The following is a 20663-nucleotide window of genomic DNA, read 5'->3' on the forward strand; positions in this document are numbered from 1 at the left end:
TGTAAGTGCTCAACGGTCACCAATCCACGGACGGCCAACCGCACATCGCGCATCGCTCCAGAACCGGGGCAGGCCCCACACATGCGCCGACAACAACGGAGGCGGGCCTCGACCACCTGAGTAGGCCCACGACACTGTAAGTGCTCAACGGTCACCAATCCACGGACGGCCAACCGCACATCGCATACCGGTCCAGAACAGAAGCAGCCCTCGGGTGCTGTCTCACAGCGCGAAGGCCCGGTGGACCAGTTCGTCCAGTTCTTTCTGCCCGGCCGGGCCGGTTTCCGGTTCCCGGGTCAGCGTCCGCACCCGGCTCACGATCGCGGCCGCCGCCGGGGTCCCGGGATCCGGTAGCGGCAACCGGGATACGTACTGGGTGATCCAGCGCCGCCGCCCGGAATAGAGCCGGTTACCGCAGACCGCGTCGTAATACCGCAGCCCCAGCGACGAGTTCGCGATACCCATCATGAGACAGGCCAGTTCTTCGGCAGCCGCGTCCCGGCCGAGATCGGCCAGCGAGATCCAGTAGCAGTCGCCGTTGACCACCGCCCCGGAGCGATCCAGCGCGAACCGCGGCCGATCACTGATATCCGGGAACACCACCTTCGGGATCCGCCACAGATGTGGCCGCTGTGGCACCCAGTGCTCGAACCATTTGCGGCCCGCACCGGTGAGGTAGCCCCGGGCGGCCAGCACCTCCCGATGCTGCTCCAGATAGGCCGCGGTCCGCGGAAACCGCGCCAGATCCACCGGGACCCGGCGGGTCCGGGTGAGGTCGTAGGGGTAGAGCACCCGCGTCTCCCGTACCCGCTCGATCCGCCACGGCCGTAGATCGTGATGGGTGATGAGGTCGCACAACAGTTCCGGTTCGGCCGCCGGGTCACCCCAGTGCGCCGCGATGAACACCTTGTCCGCATTGGTCTTGATCCCCACCCGGATACGCGCCAGGTCCCCGAAGGTCCGCCACATCCGCTCGGATACCCCGCGCAACCAGTCGTCGTGCCCCACCCGGGACATCCGCCACCCCACCGCCGCCGCCGCGGGACCGGACTCGGTCGCCAACTCCCCTACCGTCACCGCGAATCTGCGGCCCTGCCGCCACACTGTCGCATCGGCGGTGCCGCCCAGCGCCGCGAACAGATCCCGGTCGGCGTCCGCGGCAGCCAGAACTCCAGCGGGTTTTCCGGTGGTGCCGCGCTGCCCGATTCCCGGCAGTTCCACGCCCGGCACCCATACCGCCGGAGCCGGACCGGCCGAACGATTCCCGGGCAGCCGGACCGCGGATCGCGGGTCCACCGCCGGTACCGCACCGAACGCGTCGGCGATCTCCGGATCCGATCCGACCCCGGTCTCCTCCTCGTAGACAGATACGTACCGGCAGTTCCCCCGCGTGCCGCCGCGCACCGCGATCGTCACCGCCGGTAGGACCGCGGCCTCGAACAACTTGGTATCGCCCAGGTCGTACAGTTCCACCGGCGTCAGATCGGCCAGCAGCAGCCCCCGCAGATTCGCACCCGCCTTCGTGGTGAGGAAGCGATTCGCACACAGCAGGCCCAGAACCGCCCCCGGGGCCATCAACCGCGGTAGTGCCGCGACGAACGGGTGGGTCAGATCGATCCGCCCCCGTAACCCGAACTGCCCGCGCAGCACCCGCGCCGTCTCACCACCCAACTGCTGGGTACGGACATACGGCGGATTCGCGATCACCGCGTGGAACGACTCCGCGGGCAACCGCGCACACCCGGCCAGGAAGTCACCCTGCCGCCACTCGGCACCGACCCCGGTCTCCGCGGCCCGCCGCCGGGCCAGCGCCAACCCGGCCGGATCGAGGTCGTACCCCACCAGTTCCACCGGGCTCCCCGGCAGCCGGTCCGCCAGCGCGTCCTTGATCGCGAACAGCAACTCCCCGGAACCACAGGCCGGATCCAGCACCCGTACCGGTCCCGATACCCCGATATGTGCCGCCACCCGGCCGGCCAGGAAGCCCGCCAGCGTGGCGGGCGTGTAGTGCCGGCCGTGACGTTTGCGCTCGCGAGCCCCCGCTCCATCGCGTCCCATCTGCGCATTGTCGTCGACAGCGCGAGCAAGCGGGCGATTTCGCGCCTCGGACGTCATCTACGGCGTGGCGGAAGCTCGCACAGCGTCCGGGCCGGTGACGGCACAGCACACCGGGAATTGTGGTTACACGAATGAGAATCGACGTCGATCCGACCGTCACCGAGCAGGCGATGCCGGTACGGGAGTTGTCTCCCGCGCTTCCGGGTGGCGACCGGGGTGATCACATGCTGCCAGGGCTCACTTCCGGTACCTGTGCGCTCGGCCGCGCACCACATATCGGTACCGTCCGGCCCGGATCCACGCCGGTCACAACGGAATGTTCTTGTGCCGGGCGGCCCGGCACGGTGCCGCCGCCAGCGCTTCGGCGATCTTGCTGCGGGTGTGGGCCGGATCGATGACCTCGTCCACGACCCCGATCGCGACCGCCCGGTCCACTCCACCGGCGATGGCTTCGTGTTCGGTGGTGAGCCGCTCGTGCAGCGCTTCGCGCTCGTCCTCCGGCGCCGCCGCGAGGGCTTTCTTGTGCAGGATGCCGACCGCGGCCTTCGCACCCATCACCGCGACCTCCGAGCCCGGCCAGGCGTAGACCGCGGTGGCACCCAGCGAACGAGCGTTCATCGCGATATAGGCGCCGCCGTAGATCTTGCGGGTGACCAGGGTGACCCGCGGGACCCGGGCCTCGGCGAACGCGTGCAGTAGTTTGGCACCGCGCCGGACGACCCCGTCCCATTCCTGGCCGACACCGGGCAGGTAGCCGGGAACGTCGGTGATCACGACCAGTGGGATACCGAAGGCGTCGCAGAGCCGGACGAACCGGGCCGCCTTCTCGGCGCTCTTGGAATCCAGGCAGCCGCCGAGGCGAAGGGGGTTGTTCGCCAGCACACCGACGGTGCGGCCGCCCAACCGCCCGAGACCGGTCACCATGGAGCGGGCGTAACCGCCCTGCAGTTCCTCGAAGCTGGATTCACCGTCGACATTGTCGAGCAGTTCGTGCACCAGCGGTTTGACGTCGTAGGCGCGTTTGGCGGAGGCCGGCAGCACGGCCCTCAGATCGACGTTGCCGTGTTCGGCGGCGACGAGGTCGAATTCACCCTGTTCGGCGAACATCGACACCAGCCGGCGGGCGCGATGCACCGCGTCGGCTTCGTCGTCGGCGACGATATGGGTGACACCCGATTTCTTGCCGTGGGTTTCCGGGCCGCCGAGGGTGGCCATATCCACCTGTTCGCCGGTGACACTGCGCACCACATCGGGTCCGGTGACGAAAACGCGGCCCTCCGGGGCCATGATCACGATATCGGTGAGCGCGGGGCCGTAGGCGGCGCCGCCGGCCGCGAAACCTAGCACCACCGAGATCTGGGGCACCTGGCCGGACGCGCGGACCATGGCTTCGAAGACCAGACCGACCGCGTGCAGGGCCTCGACCCCCTCGGCCAGCCGCGCGCCACCGGAATGCCAGAGACCCACCACGGGCGCACCCGAATCGATGGCGGTATCGATCGCGTCGACGATATGCCTGCAGCCCTCCACGCCCATCGCGCCGCCCATGACCGTCGCGTCGGAGCAGTAGGCCACGGTGCGGACGCCGTCGACCTCACCGACCGCCGCGAGCACGCCCGACTTGTCGCGCGAGTGCAGCGGCAGGACGGTACCGGGGTCGAAGAAGCGCTGGAGCCGCCCGAGGGGATCACGCGGATCGGTCGCAGTTTCCTGATGGCGGGCCGGAGCGATAATCGTCATCGCGTTGTCTCCTCGAAAATGTGTGCCCGGAACGCGGGCCACTGGTGTCGAAGCCCGGACGGGGCCGCCCGGAAGAACCCGGCGGCCCCGTCCATGGGTCGTCGAACTGTTCGGCGGACCTCAGGCCCGACCGAAGGCGAGCGCGACATTGTGCCCACCGAAACCGAACGAATTGTTGATCGCGTACTCGATCTCCTGGCGCCGCGCCTCACCGGCGACCACATCGAGGTCGATCTCGGGATCCTGGTTCTCCAGGTTCAGGGTGGGCGGCACGATGCCGTCCCGGATGGCCATCACGGTGAGCACGGACTCCAGCGCACCGACAGCGCCGATGGAATGCCCGAGCGCCGATTTGGGCGCGTAGATCGAGGCATGGTTGCCGACGGCCTTGTTGATCGCCTTCGCCTCGGCGGTGTCGCCGATCGGAGTGGCGGTGGCGTGGGCGTTGATATGGGTGATGTCCTGTTTGGACAGTCCCGCGGTCTGCATGGCCCGGGTCATGGCGCGGGCAGCACCCGTGCCCTCGGGATCCGGTGCGACCAGGTGGAAGCCGTCGGAGGTGATACCGGCGCCCAGCAGCCGGGCGTGGATGGTGGCACCGCGGGCCTTGGCGTGCTCTTCGGTCTCGATGACCATGAGCGCACCGGCCTCGCCGAAGACGAACCCGTCACGATCCTTGTCGAAGGGGCGCGAGGCACCCTTCGGATCGTCGTTGCGGGTACTCATCGCACGCATCATGGTGAACGCGGCGATCGGCACGGCGTCGATGAAACCCTCGACACCGCCGGTGACGACCATATCGGCATCGCCCATGACGATCATGCGCCATGCGTTGGCGATACCTTCGGAGCCCGACGAGCACGCCGAGACCGGAGTGACCACTCCTGCCCGGGCCTTCAGCTCGAGACCGACAACGGCGGACGGCCCGTTCGGCATGACCATCTGAACAGCGAGCGGCGAAATCTTGCGATAGCCCCCGTTCTTCAGCTTGTCGACCGAATCGATGAGCGCGTCACCGCCACCGAGTCCAGTGCCGATGGCCACACCCAGCCGCTCCGGATCGACTTCCGGGCTGCCCGCGTTGCGCCAGACCTCACGGCCGAGCACGGTCGCGAGCTGCTCGACATAGGCCATCCGGCGGGTCTCGACCCGGCTCAGCAAGGTATCGGGACGAACCTTGAGGTGGCCGCCGATACGGACCGGTAGGTCGTATTCCTCGACGAAGGAATCCTCGAGAACGTCGATACCGCTCTCGCCGTTGAGGAGACCCTTCCACGTCGCATCGACGTCACCCGCGATCGACGTGGACGCCGCCAGGCTCGTGACGACGACATTCGGGAAGTTCCCGTTCAAGGTGGAAGGAGTGGTCACGGTGTCGGCCCTACTCGGCGTTGTCGAACTTGGCCTTGAGCTCAGCGGCGGTGTCAGCGTTCTCCGCCTCGAGCTTCTGGATGTAGTTGACGGCGTCACCGACCGTCTTCAGGCTGGCCAGATCCTCGTCCGGGATCTTCACCCCGTACTTGTCCTCGGTCTGAACCGCGATCTCGACCATGGACAGCGAGTCGATGTCCAGGTCATCGACGAAGGACTTCTCGACGGTCACCTCGGAGGGTTCGATACCCGTAACCTCTTCGATGATCTTGCCGAGTTCCTCGACGATTTGTTCCTGGGTCAGAGCGGCCACTTCGTGGCTCCCTTCTAATTTTTCTCGGTAGGGCTTTACATATTTCTTCGGGCCGAGACGGCGTACGGTTACGCCGCTCGGTGCCGTGCTCCCGCGAGGGTTCGTCGGAAACACGGCCGTAGGCAAGCTAGCCGGAGCTCGTGAGTTCGGCCAGCGCGGGGATGTCCTGCGGGGTCTTCAGCGCCAGGTTCGGGGTGCCTTTGAGCTCCCGTTTGGCAATTCCGACGAGGGTTCCCGCCGGTGGCAACTCCGCCACCGCCGAGACGCCGGACTGCCGGACGGTTTCGGTGCACAGGTCCCACCGGACGGGCCGGGTGACCTGCGCGGCGAGCTTAGCCACCGCGTCCGCGCCGGACTCGACCGGCTTACCGTCGGCATTCGACAGCAGCGGGCGAACCGGCTCGTGCGGGGTGATCTCGGCGATCGCCGCCGCTACCGCCTTCTGCGCGGGAGCCATGAACTCGGTGTGGAACGCGCCCGCTACCGGAAGCGCCCGTACCCGGGCCTTCTCCGGCGGGTTCGCGGCCAGTTCGGCCAGTGCGTCCAAGCGTCCCGCTGCCACGATCTGGCCGGTGGCGTTGCGGTTGGCCGGGACCAGTTCCAGTTCTTCGAGCCGTGCCAGCACAGCGGCCTCGTCGCCGCCGAGCACCGCGGACATACCGGTCGGCTCCAGCGCACACGCCTTCGCCATTTCGGCACCGCGGATGGCTGCCAGCGTAACTGCTTGGTCGGCGGAGATCACGCCGGCGACCGCCGCGGCGGCGAGTTCGCCCACCGAATGTCCCGCCACGATGGTGTCGGCCGGCACCCGCTTCTCGCCGATCTCGGCGAAGGCGAGTAGCGCGGCGGCTACCACGAGAGGCTGGGTCACCGCGGTGTCGGTGATCTCTTCGGCGGTCGCTTCGGTGCCGAGCCGGATCAGATCCAGGCCGGATTCCTTCGACCACAGTGCGAGGCGGTCACGGGCGCCCGGCAGGTCGAGCCAGGGCGCGAGCATGCCGGGTGTCTGAGAGCCCTGTCCAGGGGCGAACAACGCGATCACGTACCTAAGAAAACACTGTGAGACCGCTTTCGCGAGATGTCGACGTGACTAGAGCTTGTCGACAGCTTTTGTATGGTCTCCACAAAAGCCCGCGTGGGGTGTCCGGATCGACCGAATCGGGGTTCTCGTTACAGCCCGTCTTTGTCCATTGGGACAAAAGAGTCCTCTGATGCTTGTGACGACGATTCGTTACGCGTTCGTGTCAGACGACCTACTGTGGCGGCGATTCGTAACACATACGCATCCCGCGGATTCAGCGGATCACGACCGGTTACTTCCCCGATCCGCTTGAGGCGATACCGCACTGTATTTGGATGAACGTACAGTTGACGCGCGCACATCTCGACCGCACCGCCGCATTCCAGGTAGGCGTCCAGAGTGTCCGCCAAGGCGGAACCGGCAGAAGCCAACGGAAGGACAAGGTACTCGACGAGAGCGTCGACCGCAGCTCGATCACCGAGCAGGGCCCGCTCGGGTAGTAGTTCCATCGCGTGTACCGGGCGCGGCGCCTCCCGCCAGCCGATGACCGCCTCCATCCCGGCGAGCGCCTCCAGAGCACTACCGTGCGCGGCACCGAGGGTGCGCGTGGTCGGTCCGATCACCACCGGCCCGTCGGAGAACGCCTCGGTCAGCAGATCGGCCATGAACGGCGAACTGTGCAGCGCGTCGCCCAGCGAACCGCTCACCACCATCACCAGTCGCGCCCCCTGGACGACCGCCAGCGCCGCCCGGCCGTGCCGGGCCGCGATGGTGTGCACCGCGCCGACCACCGAGACACCCTGATCCCGTGGCGGGGTACCCACCAGCACCGTCGCGGGGGCGGTCGCGTCCCAGTTCAGCGTCGCCGCCCGGGAGAGCATGTCGGGGCCGGTATCGCCACGCACCACCGCGTCCACCACCAGCGCCTCGAGCCGGGTATCCCAGGCACCCCGGGATTCGGCCGCGCTGGCGTACACCGAGGCGGCCGCGAAACCGAGCTCACGCCCGTATCGCAGGACCGCCTCGGTGAGCGCGACCAACTGCCGGTCGTTACGCGCCAGCGCGGGCAGCCACTGTTCGAAGAACTCCATGGCCACCCGGACCATATCCACGGTCTGGCGCAGCGTCAGCCGCCGCGCCAGATCCTGCGGAATGACCTGGAAGGCATCCAGGCTGAACCGGATATCGCTGTCCGGGTCCTGCAGCCATTCCAGGAAGTTGACCACCGCGGTCTGCACCAGCATCTGGACACCGGCGCGCTGCGCGGCGTCCAGATCGGCGAAGAACGGCAACCGATCCTGCATCGACCCCACGGCTTCGGTGGACAGCCGCCCGGAGAACTGCTTGACGCGTTTGAGCAGTGTGTCCGGCAGGGGGTCGCGGGTCTGCCGGTTCGGCGACAGCGCGCCGGTGGGCAGATACACCTCGTGCTCGTTGGAACCCTCGGTGACCCGGCGCGGACGCGGTGGTCTGCGTTCGATCATCGAACCGCCGTCACTCCGCGTCTCCTGCCCCACCCGCGGTGAAGGCCGGGGCCGACGCCACATCGTCGATGCGGTACCGGGCGGCGGCCTCGGCGGCCTTCGCCGGATCCAGCTTGCCGATCCGGCCCAGACCCGCCAGTGCGGCGACCACGATGGATTCCGCGTCGACGTTGAACACCCGGCGGGCGGCGGGCCGGGTATCGGAGAACCCGAATCCGTCGGTACCCAGGGTGGTGAAATCGCCCGGAACCCATTTGCGGATCTGATCCGGTACCGCGCGCATCCAGTCCGTGGCGGCCACGAACGGACCCTGGGCATCGGCCAGGGCCCGGGCCACATAGGGCTGCCCGGCGTCCTCGCCCGGGTAGTGCAGCGCCTCGATCTCGAGTTCGAGGGCTTCCCGGCGCAGCTGACCCCAGGAGGTCACCGACCAGACATCGGCGGCCACACCCCAGTGATCGGCCAGCAACTGCTGCGCGCGCAGACCGTCGGGCACGGTGACACCGGAGACCATGATCTGGGCCCGGATATCCCCGGCACCACCCTTCTTGTACAGGTACAGGCCCTTCAGCAGACCGTCCACATCCAGGTCTTCCGGCTCGGCCGGCTGCTGGTAGGGCTCGTTGTACAGGGTGATGTAGTAGAAGATGTTCTCGCCGCCGAACCCGTCGACACCCGGCGTACCGCCGTACATCCGGCGCAGCCCGTCGCGCACGATATGGGCGATCTCGAACGAGAAGGCCGGATCGTAGGACACCACCGCCGGGTTGGTGGACGCCAGCAGCAGCGAATGCCCGTCGTTGTGCTGCAGGCCCTCACCGGTGAGGGTGGTGCGGCCGGCGGTCGCGCCGAGGACGAAACCGCGGGCCAGCTGATCGGCCGCGGCCCACAGGCCGTCGCCGGTGCGCTGGAACCCGAACATCGAATAGAAGATGTAGAGCGGGATCATCGGCTCGCCGTGCGTGGCGTACGAGGTGCCGACCGCAGTGAACGACGCCGTCGAGCCGGCCTCGTTGATGCCCTCGTGCAGGATCTGGCCGACCGTGCTCTCCTTGTAGGCGAGCATCAGTTCCGCGTCGACCGAGGTGTAGAGCTGGCCGTTGCGGTTGTAGATCTTGAGCGACGGGAACCACGAGTCCATCCCGAAGGTGCGGGCCTCGTCGGGGATGATCGGCACGATGCGCTGACCGATCTCCTTGTCGCGCAGCAGTTCCTTCATGAGCCGCACCAGGGCCATGGTGGTCGCGACGTTCTGCTTACCCGACCCCTTGCGCACCGACTTGTAGGCCTCGTCACCGGGCAGCTGGAGCGGTTTCGGCGTGGTACGCCGCTCGGGCAGGAATCCGCCCAGGGCCTTGCGGCGATCCAGCATGTACTGGATCTCCTTGGTCTCCGCGCCCGGATGGTAGTACGGGGGCAGGTACGGATCCTTCTCCAGCTCGGCATCGCTGATCGGGATCCGCTGCAGATCGCGGAAGTCCTTGAGGTCCTGCAGGGTCAGCTTCTTCATCTGGTGCGTGGCATTGCGACCCTCGAAATGCTTACCGAGGGTGTAGCCCTTGATGGTCTTGGCCAGGATCACCGTCGGCTGGCCCTTGTGCGCCAGCGCCGCCGCGTAGGCCGCGTACACCTTGCGGTAGTCGTGACCGCCGCGCTTGAGGTTCCAGATCTCCTGATCGGACAGATCCTGCACCAGCGCCTTGGTCCGCGGATCGCGGCCGAAGAAGTGGTCGCGGACGTAGGCGCCGTCGTTGGCCTTGTAGGTCTGGTAGTCGCCGTCGGGGGTGGTGTTCATCAGGTTCACCAGCGCGCCGTCGCGGTCGGCGCCCAGCAGCGCGTCCCACTCGCGGCCCCAGATCACCTTGATGACGTTCCAGCCGGCGCCGCGGAAGAACGACTCCAGTTCCTGGATGATCTTGCCGTTACCGCGGACCGGGCCGTCGAGACGCTGCAGGTTGCAGTTCACCACGAAGGTCAGATTGTCCAGCCCCTCCATGGCCGCGACCTGGGCGAGACCGCGCGATTCGGGTTCGTCCATCTCGCCATCGCCCAGGAACGCCCACACATGCTGATCCGAGGTGTCCTTGATACCGCGGTCGTGCAGGTAGTGGTTGAACCGTGCCTGGTAGATGGCGTTCATCGGGCCCAGGCCCATCGACACCGTCGGGAATTCCCAGAAATCGCTCAGCAGCCGCGGATGCGGATACGACGGCAGACCCTTGCCGAGGCCGCCGTGACTGTACTCCTGGCGGAAACCGTCGAGCTGATCGGTACTCAGCCGGCCTTCGAGGAAGGCGCGCGCGTAGATACCGGGTGAGGCGTGACCCTGGATGAAGATCGAATCACCGCCGCCGGAATGGTCCTTACCGCGGAAGAAATGGTTGAAGCCGACCTCGTAGAGCGCCGCCGAGGACGCGTAGGTCGAGATATGGCCGCCGACACCGATCCCCGGGCGCTGCGCGCGGTGCACCATGATGGCCGCGTTCCAGCGGATCCAGGCCCGGAAGCGCCGCTCGGTCTCCTCGTCGCCGGGGAACCAGGGCTCGTTCTCGGTCGGAATGGTGTTGACGTAATCGGTGGACGTCAGCGCCGGAATGGAGACTCGCCGCTCACCGGCGCGTTCGAGCATCCGGAGCATCAGGTAGCGGGCCCGGCCGGGGCCTTCGCGCTCGAGCATCTCATCGAAGGACTCGAGCCATTCGCTGGTCTCCTCCGGATCAATGTCCGGTAGGTAAGACGCCACTCCTTCACGAATCACGCGGACTCGGCCACCGGGCGGTACGCCGACGGCGTCGCGAGGGGTGGGAGCGGAACCCGGCACAGCGGATTCCGCCGGGACGCCAGAGTGGATCAGATCGGTCAAAACTGCTCCTCGTACAGGGGGTGGTCGAGCTGATGGCTGCGGTGACCCCGAGTGGCCCGCTGGTGTGCGGATCACTCGTGACGACTTTTCCGGGCGCGCCCGCATCCTCGCGTGGCGCGTCCCACATCATCATGTCAGTCGCCGATCCAGTACCGTTCGACAGGCACGTCTGACAGCGGTTACCGAGGAGTCGGGAGGACGATGGAAGGGCTGGACCCGCGCCGTCTGGGGCTGGTATGCGCCGCGGTGGCACTGGTCACCGGTGCGGCCGTCGCAGGCTGCGCGCAGCAGGTCGAAGGTATCGCCACGCCGAACGCGGCCGAGGCGACCTCCTATCGGGCCGAAGCGTCGTCCTCGTCCGCCGCCGCCACGTCGTCGCAGATCGCCGCCGCCCGCGACAAGGCCATCTCCGACAACTGCACGCTCTTCCCCGGCACCACCGGGACCGGTGTCAGCAAGTACAACGAGTTCGTCGACGCGCACGACAGCGACGCCCCCGACTACGACGCCAAACGCGACGGCGCGATCACCGCGCTGGAGGACGCCGCGAAAACGGTCGAGGGTGGTGTGAACACCGCGGGCGCGCAGTTGCCCGAGGAGTTGAAAACGAAATTCGTCGCCTACGTGGACGCCGCCCGCGCCCTCGCCCAGGCCACCCGGGAGATGACCTACACCTCCCCCGTGGGACCCCTCAACGATGCGAGCAAGCGTGTGAACGACGCGCGCAACGCGGTCCGCGATGCTTGCCCCAGCTGACCCGGATCGCCCGTCACCAGGGGTTTCCCACGACATCGAAAATTCGATCTACCCGATCGGCTTGCGTTAGGGCCGATAACCATGTTCGCTTGCAGATATCTGTAGTCGGGAGTTGAGGAGGACGCCACCGTGGTCGCCGCGGCGGAGGATCAGAATTTCGCGCAGAAGCTTGGCATCACCCACGGCATGGTTGTCCAGGAGCTGGGTTGGGACGAGGACACCAACGACGACCTCCGGGCCGACGTCGAGGAGACCTCCGGCAGTGAGCTGCTGGACGAGGACTCCGACGAGGTCATCGATGTCGTCCTGCTGTGGTGGCGGGAGGGTGACGGTGACCTGGTCGACGAGCTGATGGAAGCAATCGGCCCACTCGCCGACGAGGGGTTCATCTGGGTACTCACCCCCAAGACCGGTAACGACGGCCATGTCGATCCCAGCGAGATCGCCGAGGCCGCCCCCACCGCCGGTCTCACCCAGACCTCGGCCATCAAACTCGGTGAATGGTCGGCCAGCCGCCTGGTGCAGCCCAAGGCCCCCACCAAACAGCGCTGAGCCGCCCACAGCAGTCCGCGCGACCCGGCCCGGGTCGTGCGGCCCGAGATTCGGAGGATCCCATGCCCCTCGAGGTCGGCGCCCCGGCGCCGGAGTTCACCCTCAAGGACCAGAACAATCAGGAAGTCTCGCTGTCGGACTACCGCGGCGACAAGAACGTCCTGATCGTGTTCTACCCGCTCGCCTTCACCGGCATCTGCCAGGGCGAGCTGTGCAAGGTCCGCGACGAACTGCCGCGGTTCCAGAACGACAACACCGAGATCCTCGCGATCTCGGTGGGTCCCCCGCCCACCCACAAGATCTGGGCGGCGGAACAGGGCTACACCTTCCCGCTGCTGTCGGATTTCTGGCCACACGGCGCGACCGCCCAGGAGTACGGCGTCTTCAACGATGTGACGGGTTTCGCCAACCGCGGCACCTTCGTGGTGGACCGCGAGGGAATCATCCGTTTCGCGGAGATGAACGGCCCCGGAGAGCCCCGTGACCAGGCGGCTTGGGAGAAAGCGCTCACCGCGCTAGATTCATAGACCGTTCCCCTCGGACAATGTCCGGGGGTCCGGGCGTATAGCTCAGCGGTAGAGCTCTGGTTTTACACACCAGCGGTCGGGGGTTCGAACCCCTCTGCGCCCACCGGAGAGTGCCGGGTCAGCATTTATTCGGCACACCATGGAAGTTGCCCCACGTCGGCCGCGTGGGGCATTCGTGGGGCAAGGAGCGCGAGTGGGCACCACAGCGGCCTTCACAGCGAGTGGCACGACGCTCCCGGTCCATGGGACCCGATCGAACTTCGTGGCGGAATTGCCGGCGGGCGTGCTCTCCGAGAGCTACGACGTCATCAGTCGCGGCCGGGCATCGGGGCGCCCATAGACCAGGATGCGCGGCAGGACCTCCCACAAGCGAGCCACCTCGGCCGCCGGTGCACGCAGCAACGCCTCGACAACGGGATCGGTCAGGCCGAGATCGTCCAGTGACTCGGGATCCAGAGTCACCCGGAGCACATCGTCGGTCAGCTCCACCTCGCGCACACAACCGTAGGCAGTGCCCTGATCGCGCGTGACGAGACAATGCGTGTCCATACCCAGCGACACTTCCTGCTCGTCGGGCTCTTCGAAGTCACACATGAACACCAGGGAGAAGGCCGCGGTGTCGTGCGACTCCGCCACGCCGGCCATAACGCAATCGTCTACCTCTGGATCATCGCAACCGAAGGCGACGAGCGCCGTGAACCTTTGTGGCATGCACAGGTTCTAGCATCCTCGCCCGATCCGGGGCGGCTCGGCGATCTCGTGGCCCTCACGTGGCCGCGGTGGCGGAGTTGCGCCGGCTGCTGTGTGGTCCAGCTCAGTTCGAATGCGCGATGGGCAGATCATCGAGGTAGGTCCACCCCGGACAGACGACCTACACCCCCGCCCGGGCAGGAGCACTGGCACGTCGCCACCAGTGACTCCTCCACGGGGCACAGAGACCGGCATATCGTGGTGCGACGGTCGGCCATGCTTCGAAAAGCGTGCAGAGTCCGAGATCTCGGTGCGTCGTCGAATGAATCCTTCGGCGCAGTCCGAGCCTCTTGTATTCATCCCGACAGACGTCGGGACGGATAGGGAGGTTGTCGTGATCATCGGTATCGGTATCGCCGTCGGGCTGGTGCTGCTCTGCACCTGTGTGTTCGTCGTGAAACGCAAACGAGCCGGGCGTGGCTGACTCGACCTGGCCCGCCACACAGTTGATCGTCGCCGCGCAGGACGGTGACGTCGATGCGCTCGCAGCGTTGGTATCGGGCTCGCACCCGAACATTCAGCGCTTCGCACGCTCCCTGTGCGCCACCCCGGAGGACGCCGAGGACGCGGCGCAGGAGGCCCTGATCATCCTGTACCGCAAGATCGGGATGCTCCGAGCCTCCGGTGCTCTGGCGTCCTGGATGTTCCGCATCGTCCGAAACGAATGCCTACGACGGGCGCGGAACCGGCTGCCGGACCACATTCTGTGGCAGGACACCCCCGTGGCGGCCTCGGCCGAGGACGAGGTGCTGCGACGGCTGGAAGCGGGCAGGGTGGCCGCGGCGATCGCCGCGCTGCCCCCGGACCAACGCCGCGTGCTGATCATGCGTGACATCCAGGGCTACAGCGGGCGGATGGTCGCCGATGCGCTGGGTTCGAGCACAGCAGCGATGAAATCCCGGCTGCACCGGGCCCGCGCGGCGGTTCGGCAAACCCTACAGGCCGTATCCGATTCGACTCCCGGAGGAAGAGATGACCCGGACGAAGTCTGACGCTCCCGATTTCGCGAGCACGTCCCTGCTCGAACATCTGCTGCGCGGCACAGTGGGCTTCGGCGCACTGATCGGCTCGGTCGGGCTGATCCCGATCGTCGGACCGGCCGCCCTGTTGCTGCTGCCCGTCGCGCTGCTCGCGCTGCGTGGTTGCCCGACGTGCTGGGCGATCGGGCTGGTGCAGACCATATCGAAGGGCCGGCTGCAGCGCTCCTGCGAGGACGGCCGGTGCACACTGTCCGTCGCCGGCCACGACGAGCACCGCGAGCCGGCCGCTCTCCGGGCGCCCGGAGACTGACAGTTGCTCGACTATGGTGCGCCGCTTCGGTGCCGACAGCCGGAGGCAGGTAGAGAACCGCCGACCCGCGCCGGACACAGCGGAAGTTCGGCGTACGCCTCCCGGCCGGCCGCTCCGTATCGGCAGAGGTCGCCGGCGATTCGCTGCGGCGCCTGGCCGAAATCGCCATGAACTTGTCCTTGCCGCCATCCGGCGCTGCGGCGACGATCTGTGTGTGCAGAGTGCAGCCGTGGTTCGTGAGGTCGTAGTCGTCGTCTTCGACGGCTGTGCCCTGCTCGATGTGGCCGGTCCGACCGATGTCTTCGCCGCGGCTTCACTGCTGGGCGCCGGCCCGGGCTACCGGGCCGTACTGGCATCGCCGGACGGGAAGCCGGTGCGGACGGACAGTGGTATCACCCTCGGCGCGGATATCTCGATCCGCGCGGCCACCCGGCGGCCCGCAACCGATACGTTGCTCGTCGCCGGGGGGCTGGGGGTGTATCACTTCGCCGACGACCATCCGGCCGCGCTGGAAGATCTCCGGCGAATGTCGGCCACCGCGCGCCGCACGACTTCGGTGTGCTCGGGCGCGGAAATACTTGCCCGGGCCGGATTGCTCGACGGCTATCGGGTGGCCACGCATTGGGCGGCATGTGAATCGCTACGGGACAACTATCCGCTCGTCGATGTCGAGCCCGACGCCATCTATGTCCACGACCGCGACCGGTGGACCTCCGCCGGCGTCACCGCCGGTATCGACCTTGCGCTGGCGCTGGTCGAGGCCGATTGCGGGTCGGAGACCGCGCACCGTGCGGCGAGCTGGCTCGTGGTCTTCCTGCGCCGCCCCGGTGGGCAGTCGCAGTTCAGCGTGCACCTGCGCAGTGCTTCGGCACGCACTCCCGCACTGGTGGAGCTACAGCGCTGGCTGCCCGAACATCTCGTCGAGGACCTGTCTGTGGACACTCTTGCGGCCCGGGTGGATATGAGCCCGCGCAACTTCGCGCGCGTATTCCGTAAGGAAGTCGGTGTGACGCCGGCAGTCCTCGTCGAGTCGTTGCGGGTGGAAGCAGCCAAGATCCTGCTCGAGACGACGGACCTGCTCGTCCCGGCCATCGCGACCCGAGTGGGGTTCGGACGACCCGAGACCCTGTACCGGGCGTTCGCCCGTCGCGCGGCGACCACACCCGGTCGATATCGCCAGCATTTCCAGACCGCACCCAAGGCTTCGTGAAGGAGTAATCATGCAGATCGCGATCGTCGTCTACCCCGGCATGACCGCGCTGGACATCGTCGGCCCCTACGAGGTGCTGCGGTTCATCCCCGGAGCGGAGCTGCGCTTCGTATCCGCCGAGCCCGGTCCCGTGATCGCCGACAGCGGCGTCTTCGTCATGGCGGCGACACATTCGTACGACGAAACCCCGGCACCCGATATCGTCCTGATCGGCGGATCCGGCAGCGCCAGTGCGACGATCGCCAAAGATCGCCGGCTGCTCGAGTGGCTGCGGCGAGTGCACGAGACCACACAGTGGACCGCATCGGTGTGCACCGGCTCGGTCGTACTGGCCGGCGCCGGCCTGCTCGACGGTCAGCCCGCCACGACGCACTGGGCGGAGCTGCCGGTACTCGAGGGATTCGGCGCCCGGCCGGTACGCGACGCGCGGATCGTGCACGCCGGCAAGATCGTCACCGGTGCCGGTGTCTCGGCCGGTATCGATCTGGCCCTGTGGCTGGTCGGCAAAGTCGCCGGGGACGATGTGGCTCGCGCCGCTCAGCTGATGATCGAGTACGACCCGCGCCCTCCCTACGACAGCGGGAGCCTGGCCAAGGCGAGTGCTGCCACCAAACGCGGCGTCGCCGCGATCGTCGGCCGGGAGGCCGCGAAGCTCGCGGCGAACGAGCCGGGCGCGCTCGCTCGTGAATCCGTCGCCCTCTCCGGACTCGCGTGGCGAACCGCGATACACAGGGCCCGCCGCTCCGCACGGCGCCGCGTTCGCCGACCCGCATGAACAGTGAGCCGGTGGGCGGCGGCGAACACACCCGACAACGCCGTGACCGACCGGCCCGCGGCTTCGCACAGCTCAGGTACCGGAGGCCATACCGCCGGTCACTCGCAGTGTTTCGCCGGTGATGAACCGGGCCCGATCCGATGTCAGGTACAGCATCGCCTCGACCACATCGGCTTCCGCGCCGTCGGTATCGATGAACTGCATCGCCTTCACGCGTTGCTGTACCGCGTCGGGCAGTTCGGCGCGGATGGTATCGGTGAAGATCAGACCGGGTGAGATCGCGTTGACCCGGATCCCGTCGGTACCGAGTTCTCGCGCGAACGTGATGGTCAGTCCGGCCACTGCGAGTTTCGAGGTGCCGTAGGCGGTACCGCCCAGATGCGCAGCCGCCGAGGCGATGTTGACGATGCTGGCCCCGGACCGGTGCACCATATGCGGCTGGGCCGCGAGGGTACAGGCGATCACGCCGACGACATTGACCTCGAAGAGCCGCCGCGTCTTCGCCGGACCCATTTCCCGGATGGGTCTGCTGTACTCGTCGCTGTGCAGACCGGCGTTGTTGACGAGGATATCGATTCCACCGTGGACCGCGGCCGCCCGGTCCATGATCGCGTTCATGGCGGCCTCGTCGGTGACGTCGCCGGCGTAACCGGTCGCGGATCCGCCGGAGTGCCGGATATGCGCCGCCGTCCGCTCGACCGCCACGGCATCGATATCTACGAGAGCGACGGCGGCGCCCTCGCCGGCGAGGGCGGTTGCGAACGCCTTGCCGAAGCCGCGGGCACCACCGGTGACGACCGCCGTCGTTCCGGCCCGCGGTCCCGGCGCGGCGCCTTGCCGGCGATTCCGTTGCGTCACGCGGGACTCCTTCCGTGCCATACGACCAACAATGAGAGAACGGAACTCTTATATCGAAGAATTCAATTCTGATCTCTGACGTTAGCACTACCGTGTCCGATCGGGCATACGATTCCGCTTTCGGTCGCGCTGAGGCGCATGGGCGAACTCCGCACGTGGACCGGAGCTGCGCGGGCGGCACACACAACGGTGCGGGGCAGAACCGGTTCCGGAACGAACGGATCGAATCCCACAGGGGCAGCGGCCGCTTCGGACCGGCGCGGTGTTCCGGCTACGACGTGCCGCCGGATTGTGATTCCGGTAGTACGTAGGAGAGCCGCCGGCCCCTGAAGGCGGCAGTTCGATGGACGCGCCCGATGGCGTCGCATCCAGGACGGTATCGGGTGAGAATCGGCAGCGTGAACGACGGGATACTCCGCGCCATGCGGGAAGTACTTCAACGTGCCAAGAACCTCATCCCGGATGTGGCGAAACTGAGGTCTCGACCGCCCCGATCGGCCGGCGAAAAGGCCCACGGTGCCGCGAATACGGTCGGCGGTGCCGATCACGGTCTACGCGAACCCATCGAAAGTATCTCCTCGCCCGGCACTGATCACCCGGTGGTATCCACGCGGAATACGCGCGCCGTGACAGGGCTCGGCGACGATATCGATGACCTGGTGGTGTCGTCTCCTTCGCTGTCGCAGGATATTCGTGGTCTACAGCAGCAGGATTGGAAATTCGAGCGTGGTGGCCTGGATGCCTACACCGACTACACGAACAAAACGATCACCGTGCCCGACGCCGAGGTCATCGATATCGAGGAGGGATACAGTGAAATACCCATCGGTCCGGCCGAGATGACCCGTCACCTGGCGCAACAGGTGGGATATGCACAGCGAAGCAGTCTGACCGATATCGTCGCGCCGCCAGGACTCGATGAGTTGGGTGACAAGGAGAAGTGGGTGGAGCGCCAGGTGCAGAAGCTGGTGGCTCGCGACACCGCCTCGTATATGACGGGGGCCCGAGCGCGTCGTGAGATATGGGAAGAGAGTGGAATCGATATCGACGAAAATCACTCCCTCGACCCGGTAACGCGCGAGGCGCAGAAGATCGAGGGTTCGATGAACTGGAACGACGGCGTTCGAGAACTCAGCAATACGGTCGGCGACCAACCATTCCCGGAGTCCGGGCCGGACGGGCCGAGCCGATGGGAAGATCACACGATCATGGTTGAACAGATGTGGGAAGGTTTCCGCCGACAGCCGGGCGATTCGTGAAGGGGCCGATTCCCGGATCTCCCCCTCAGCCGACGTCGCGGCGCAACCAGGTGACCTCGGCACCCTCGCTGCCGGTCCGGTAGACCTCCAGTTCCTCGTCCCAGGCCGTCCCCAGTGCCCGGTCCAGTTCACCGGCCAGATCGAACCCGGCGTGCCGGGCCAATTCACGATCGGCCTGCAACAGAACCCGCAGGCGCATCTCGCCGATCATCACATCTCCGTTGGCACTGGTGGAACCGTGCCACAGGCCCAGTGCGGGGACGAAGCTGTAGCGCTCACCGTCGACGCCCTCACTGGGATCCTCGGTCACCTCGAATCGCAGGACCGGCCAGGAACGCAGCGATTGCGCGATACGGGACGCGGTACCCACCGGGCCCATCCATTCGGTGGTCGCCCGGAGTTGCCCGGGGGCCGCGGGCTGCGCGGTCCAGCGCAGACAGGAGGGCGCGCCGAGAGCGGCCGCGAGTGCCCATTCGATATGCGGGCACAGCGCGGTGGGCGACGAGTGTATGTACACCACACCCGCCGTTGCCTCCGCGTATCGAGACGATGCGCGCACCACGTACACCTCCGGTTTCGACGATGCTCGTCTTCCCCAACGGGTACGTCGAAAAGGCGTTGCCCGAGTGTACTCGAGTGCCCGGTGTTACACGTGTTACTTCTCTGCCGTGTTGCGGGCGAGTATGGCCTCCGCGATGACCGAATCGCTGAACGGAGGCCATACTTCGCGCGACCAGTCACCGAAATTCTCGTCGCTCAAGGCCACACACGCCACGTCGTATCGCGGGTCCACCCACAGGAAAGTCCCCGACTGGCCGAAATGACCGAAAGTCGCGGGCGAGTTGGTGGTACCGGTCCAGTGCGGTGACTTACCGTCCCGGATCTCGAACCCGAGGCCCCAGTCGTTGGGCCGCTGCGAACCGAAACCGGGCAGCACGCCGTCGCAGCCCGGAAACTGGACGGTAACGGCCTCGGTACGGGTCTGCGCCGAGATGAGCCGCGGTTCGAGAAGTTCGGCGGCGAAACGCAAGAGGTCGGCGAGAGTCGACTGAGCACCGTGCCCGGCCGACCCGGTCAGCTCCGAACCGGACATGCCCAGCGGTTCGAATACGGCCTCACGCAGATACTCCGGGAAGGGGATTCCGGTGTGCTCGGCGACCGCATCGGCCAGGAGTTCGAATCCCGCGCTCGAATAGATTCGCTTGGCACCGGGCCGGGCGAGAATATCGGTGGTGTCGAAGGCCACCCCGGAGGTGTGGGCGAGCAGGTGCCGGACGGTCGAACCGGGCGGCCCGGCAGGCTGGTCGAGTTCGATCGCGCCTTCTTCCACGGCCACCAGCACCGCGTACGCGACCAGCGGTTTGGTGACCGACGCGAGCCGGTAGACCCGATCGGGATCACCGGCCGACCACCGGCCGTCCCGGGTGACCACACCCGCCGCGGCATGCCGGACCGGCCATTGCTGGATCTGCTCGAGTGCACGCACACCCCGAGGTTACGAGACGCTACCGGGCCGTCGTAATCCACCCGAGCGGATATGCGGCTGCGAATTCGGCGCGCGGTCGTCAACAGCCGGCCGACCGCCGGAATCGCGCTGCGGCGGAAGGAATGAGCGGCCGCCGCGTGAATCCGGACCCGACGCCGCGCGATATCCGCCGGTTTCCGGCAGCGAGCGCAGCGGGCACGCACGCGGCCGAGCCCGCGCGCGGCCCGGTCGTGCAGCTGTTCGATCGTGCTGGACGGTCCCGGGATCACCGGCCCGGGCCCCGGCCCGGGCCCCGGCCCGGTGGGCCGGTGGGCCGGTAGATCGGAAGAGAACACGACTCAACTCCAGTC

At 67.2% G+C, this 20663-nt stretch carries 19 protein-coding genes and 1 tRNA gene; 9 read left to right on the plus strand and 11 right to left on the minus strand.

Going from position 1 to position 20663, the window contains the following annotated elements; genetic code table 11:
- Window positions 1–222: 222 nt before the first annotated feature.
- The 7 genes from ACWEWT_RS25360 to aceE form a co-directional block, all read right to left on the minus strand.
- The gene (locus tag ACWEWT_RS25360; protein WP_452562541.1) at window positions 223–2058 is read right to left on the minus strand and encodes an Eco57I restriction-modification methylase domain-containing protein; all 1836 of its coding nucleotides are present in this window, start codon (window positions 2056–2058) and stop codon (window positions 223–225) included.
- A gap of 306 nt (window positions 2059–2364) precedes the next feature.
- On the minus strand, window positions 2365–3798 hold the full coding sequence (locus tag ACWEWT_RS25365; protein WP_452562542.1) for an acyl-CoA carboxylase subunit beta: 1434 nt from the start codon (window positions 3796–3798) through the stop codon (window positions 2365–2367).
- A 120-nt stretch (window positions 3799–3918) separates the two neighbouring features.
- Window positions 3919–5169, minus strand: coding sequence for a KasA/KasB family beta-ketoacyl-ACP synthase (locus ACWEWT_RS25370; RefSeq protein ID WP_452562543.1), 1251 nt, complete (start codon window positions 5167–5169; stop codon window positions 3919–3921).
- A gap of 10 nt (window positions 5170–5179) precedes the next feature.
- On the minus strand, window positions 5180–5482 hold the full coding sequence (gene acpM / locus ACWEWT_RS25375; protein ID WP_452562545.1) for a meromycolate extension acyl carrier protein AcpM: 303 nt from the start codon (window positions 5480–5482) through the stop codon (window positions 5180–5182).
- Window positions 5483–5609: 127 nt separating this feature from the next.
- On the minus strand, window positions 5610–6524 hold the full coding sequence (locus ACWEWT_RS25380) for an ACP S-malonyltransferase (RefSeq protein WP_452562547.1): 915 nt from the start codon (window positions 6522–6524) through the stop codon (window positions 5610–5612).
- Window positions 6525–6652: 128 nt separating this feature from the next.
- Window positions 6653–7987 (minus strand): PucR family transcriptional regulator, encoded by a 1335-nt coding sequence (locus ACWEWT_RS25385; protein ID WP_452562548.1) that lies wholly within the window; start codon window positions 7985–7987, stop codon window positions 6653–6655.
- A 10-nt stretch (window positions 7988–7997) separates the two neighbouring features.
- Window positions 7998–10955, minus strand: coding sequence for a pyruvate dehydrogenase (acetyl-transferring), homodimeric type (gene aceE / locus ACWEWT_RS25390; protein ID WP_452562550.1), 2958 nt, complete (start codon window positions 10953–10955; stop codon window positions 7998–8000).
- A 96-nt stretch (window positions 10956–11051) separates the two neighbouring features.
- Between aceE and ACWEWT_RS25395 the strand changes: the two genes are divergently transcribed.
- From ACWEWT_RS25395 to ACWEWT_RS25410, 4 genes are all read left to right on the plus strand, one after another.
- A complete protein-coding gene (locus tag ACWEWT_RS25395; protein ID WP_452562551.1) occupies window positions 11052–11606 on the plus strand; it encodes a hypothetical protein in 555 nt (184 codons plus the stop codon).
- A gap of 129 nt (window positions 11607–11735) precedes the next feature.
- The gene (locus tag ACWEWT_RS25400; RefSeq protein ID WP_452562553.1) at window positions 11736–12158 is read left to right on the plus strand and encodes a DUF3052 domain-containing protein; all 423 of its coding nucleotides are present in this window, start codon (window positions 11736–11738) and stop codon (window positions 12156–12158) included.
- A 62-nt stretch (window positions 12159–12220) separates the two neighbouring features.
- On the plus strand, window positions 12221–12685 hold the full coding sequence (locus tag ACWEWT_RS25405; protein ID WP_452562554.1) for a peroxiredoxin: 465 nt from the start codon (window positions 12221–12223) through the stop codon (window positions 12683–12685).
- A gap of 31 nt (window positions 12686–12716) precedes the next feature.
- A tRNA-Val gene (locus ACWEWT_RS25410) sits at window positions 12717–12788 on the plus strand.
- A 194-nt stretch (window positions 12789–12982) separates the two neighbouring features.
- Here ACWEWT_RS25410 and ACWEWT_RS25415 read toward each other — a convergent pair.
- Window positions 12983–13330: an Imm10 family immunity protein gene (locus ACWEWT_RS25415; RefSeq protein ID WP_452562556.1), complete on the minus strand. Its 348-nt coding sequence runs from the start codon at window positions 13328–13330 to the stop codon at window positions 12983–12985.
- A gap of 521 nt (window positions 13331–13851) precedes the next feature.
- Between ACWEWT_RS25415 and ACWEWT_RS25420 the strand changes: the two genes are divergently transcribed.
- From ACWEWT_RS25420 to ACWEWT_RS25435, 4 genes are all read left to right on the plus strand, one after another.
- A complete protein-coding gene (locus ACWEWT_RS25420; protein ID WP_452562557.1) occupies window positions 13852–14427 on the plus strand; it encodes an RNA polymerase sigma factor in 576 nt (191 codons plus the stop codon).
- Entirely contained in the window at window positions 14408–14725 is a 318-nt protein-coding gene (locus tag ACWEWT_RS25425; RefSeq protein ID WP_452562558.1) for a hypothetical protein, read from the plus strand. Before ACWEWT_RS25420 ends, ACWEWT_RS25425 begins: the two co-directional genes overlap by 20 nt.
- A gap of 214 nt (window positions 14726–14939) precedes the next feature.
- Window positions 14940–15935, plus strand: coding sequence for a GlxA family transcriptional regulator (locus ACWEWT_RS25430; protein WP_452562560.1), 996 nt, complete (start codon window positions 14940–14942; stop codon window positions 15933–15935).
- A gap of 10 nt (window positions 15936–15945) precedes the next feature.
- Window positions 15946–16710, plus strand: coding sequence for a DJ-1/PfpI family protein (locus tag ACWEWT_RS25435; protein WP_452562561.1), 765 nt, complete (start codon window positions 15946–15948; stop codon window positions 16708–16710).
- A gap of 72 nt (window positions 16711–16782) precedes the next feature.
- On the opposite strand, the gene ACWEWT_RS25440 is transcribed toward ACWEWT_RS25435, so the two are convergent.
- A complete protein-coding gene (locus ACWEWT_RS25440) occupies window positions 16783–17568 on the minus strand; it encodes an SDR family NAD(P)-dependent oxidoreductase (protein ID WP_452562562.1) in 786 nt (261 codons plus the stop codon).
- Between the two features lie 626 nt (window positions 17569–18194).
- On the opposite strand from ACWEWT_RS25440, the gene ACWEWT_RS25445 reads away from it, so the two are divergent.
- On the plus strand, window positions 18195–18827 hold the full coding sequence (locus ACWEWT_RS25445) for a hypothetical protein (protein ID WP_452562563.1): 633 nt from the start codon (window positions 18195–18197) through the stop codon (window positions 18825–18827).
- Between the two features lie 25 nt (window positions 18828–18852).
- Here ACWEWT_RS25445 and ACWEWT_RS25450 read toward each other — a convergent pair whose 3' ends face one another.
- On the minus strand, window positions 18853–19386 hold the full coding sequence (locus ACWEWT_RS25450; protein ID WP_452562565.1) for a DUF3145 domain-containing protein: 534 nt from the start codon (window positions 19384–19386) through the stop codon (window positions 18853–18855).
- 96 nt (window positions 19387–19482) lie between these two features.
- Window positions 19483–20313, minus strand: coding sequence for a serine hydrolase domain-containing protein (locus tag ACWEWT_RS25455; RefSeq protein ID WP_452562566.1), 831 nt, complete (start codon window positions 20311–20313; stop codon window positions 19483–19485).
- Window positions 20314–20663: the final 350 nt, after the last annotated feature.

The sequence above is a fragment of the Nocardia sp. NPDC003963 genome (genome assembly GCF_053605105.1).

Bases quoted from the DNA above. Each gene is read 5' to 3' on its own strand.
- ACWEWT_RS25360 (WP_452562541.1), bottom strand. From the start codon at position 2,058: ATGGGACGCGATGGAGCGGGGGCTCGCGAGCGCAAACGTCACGGCCGG.
- ACWEWT_RS25365 (WP_452562542.1), bottom strand. From the start codon at position 3,798: ATGACGATTATCGCTCCGGCCCGCCATCAGGAAACTGCGACCGATCCG.
- ACWEWT_RS25385 (WP_452562548.1), bottom strand. From the start codon at position 7,987: ATGATCGAACGCAGACCACCGCGTCCGCGCCGGGTCACCGAGGGTTCC.
- aceE (WP_452562550.1), bottom strand. From the start codon at position 10,955: ATGCGGGCGCGCCCGGAAAAGTCGTCACGAGTGATCCGCACACCAGCG.
- ACWEWT_RS25395 (WP_452562551.1), top strand. From the start codon at position 11,052: ATGGAAGGGCTGGACCCGCGCCGTCTGGGGCTGGTATGCGCCGCGGTG.
- ACWEWT_RS25405 (WP_452562554.1), top strand. From the start codon at position 12,221: ATGCCCCTCGAGGTCGGCGCCCCGGCGCCGGAGTTCACCCTCAAGGAC.
- ACWEWT_RS25415 (WP_452562556.1), bottom strand. From the start codon at position 13,330: ATGGCCGGCGTGGCGGAGTCGCACGACACCGCGGCCTTCTCCCTGGTG.
- ACWEWT_RS25425 (WP_452562558.1), top strand. From the start codon at position 14,408: ATGACCCGGACGAAGTCTGACGCTCCCGATTTCGCGAGCACGTCCCTG.
- ACWEWT_RS25435 (WP_452562561.1), top strand. From the start codon at position 15,946: ATGCAGATCGCGATCGTCGTCTACCCCGGCATGACCGCGCTGGACATC.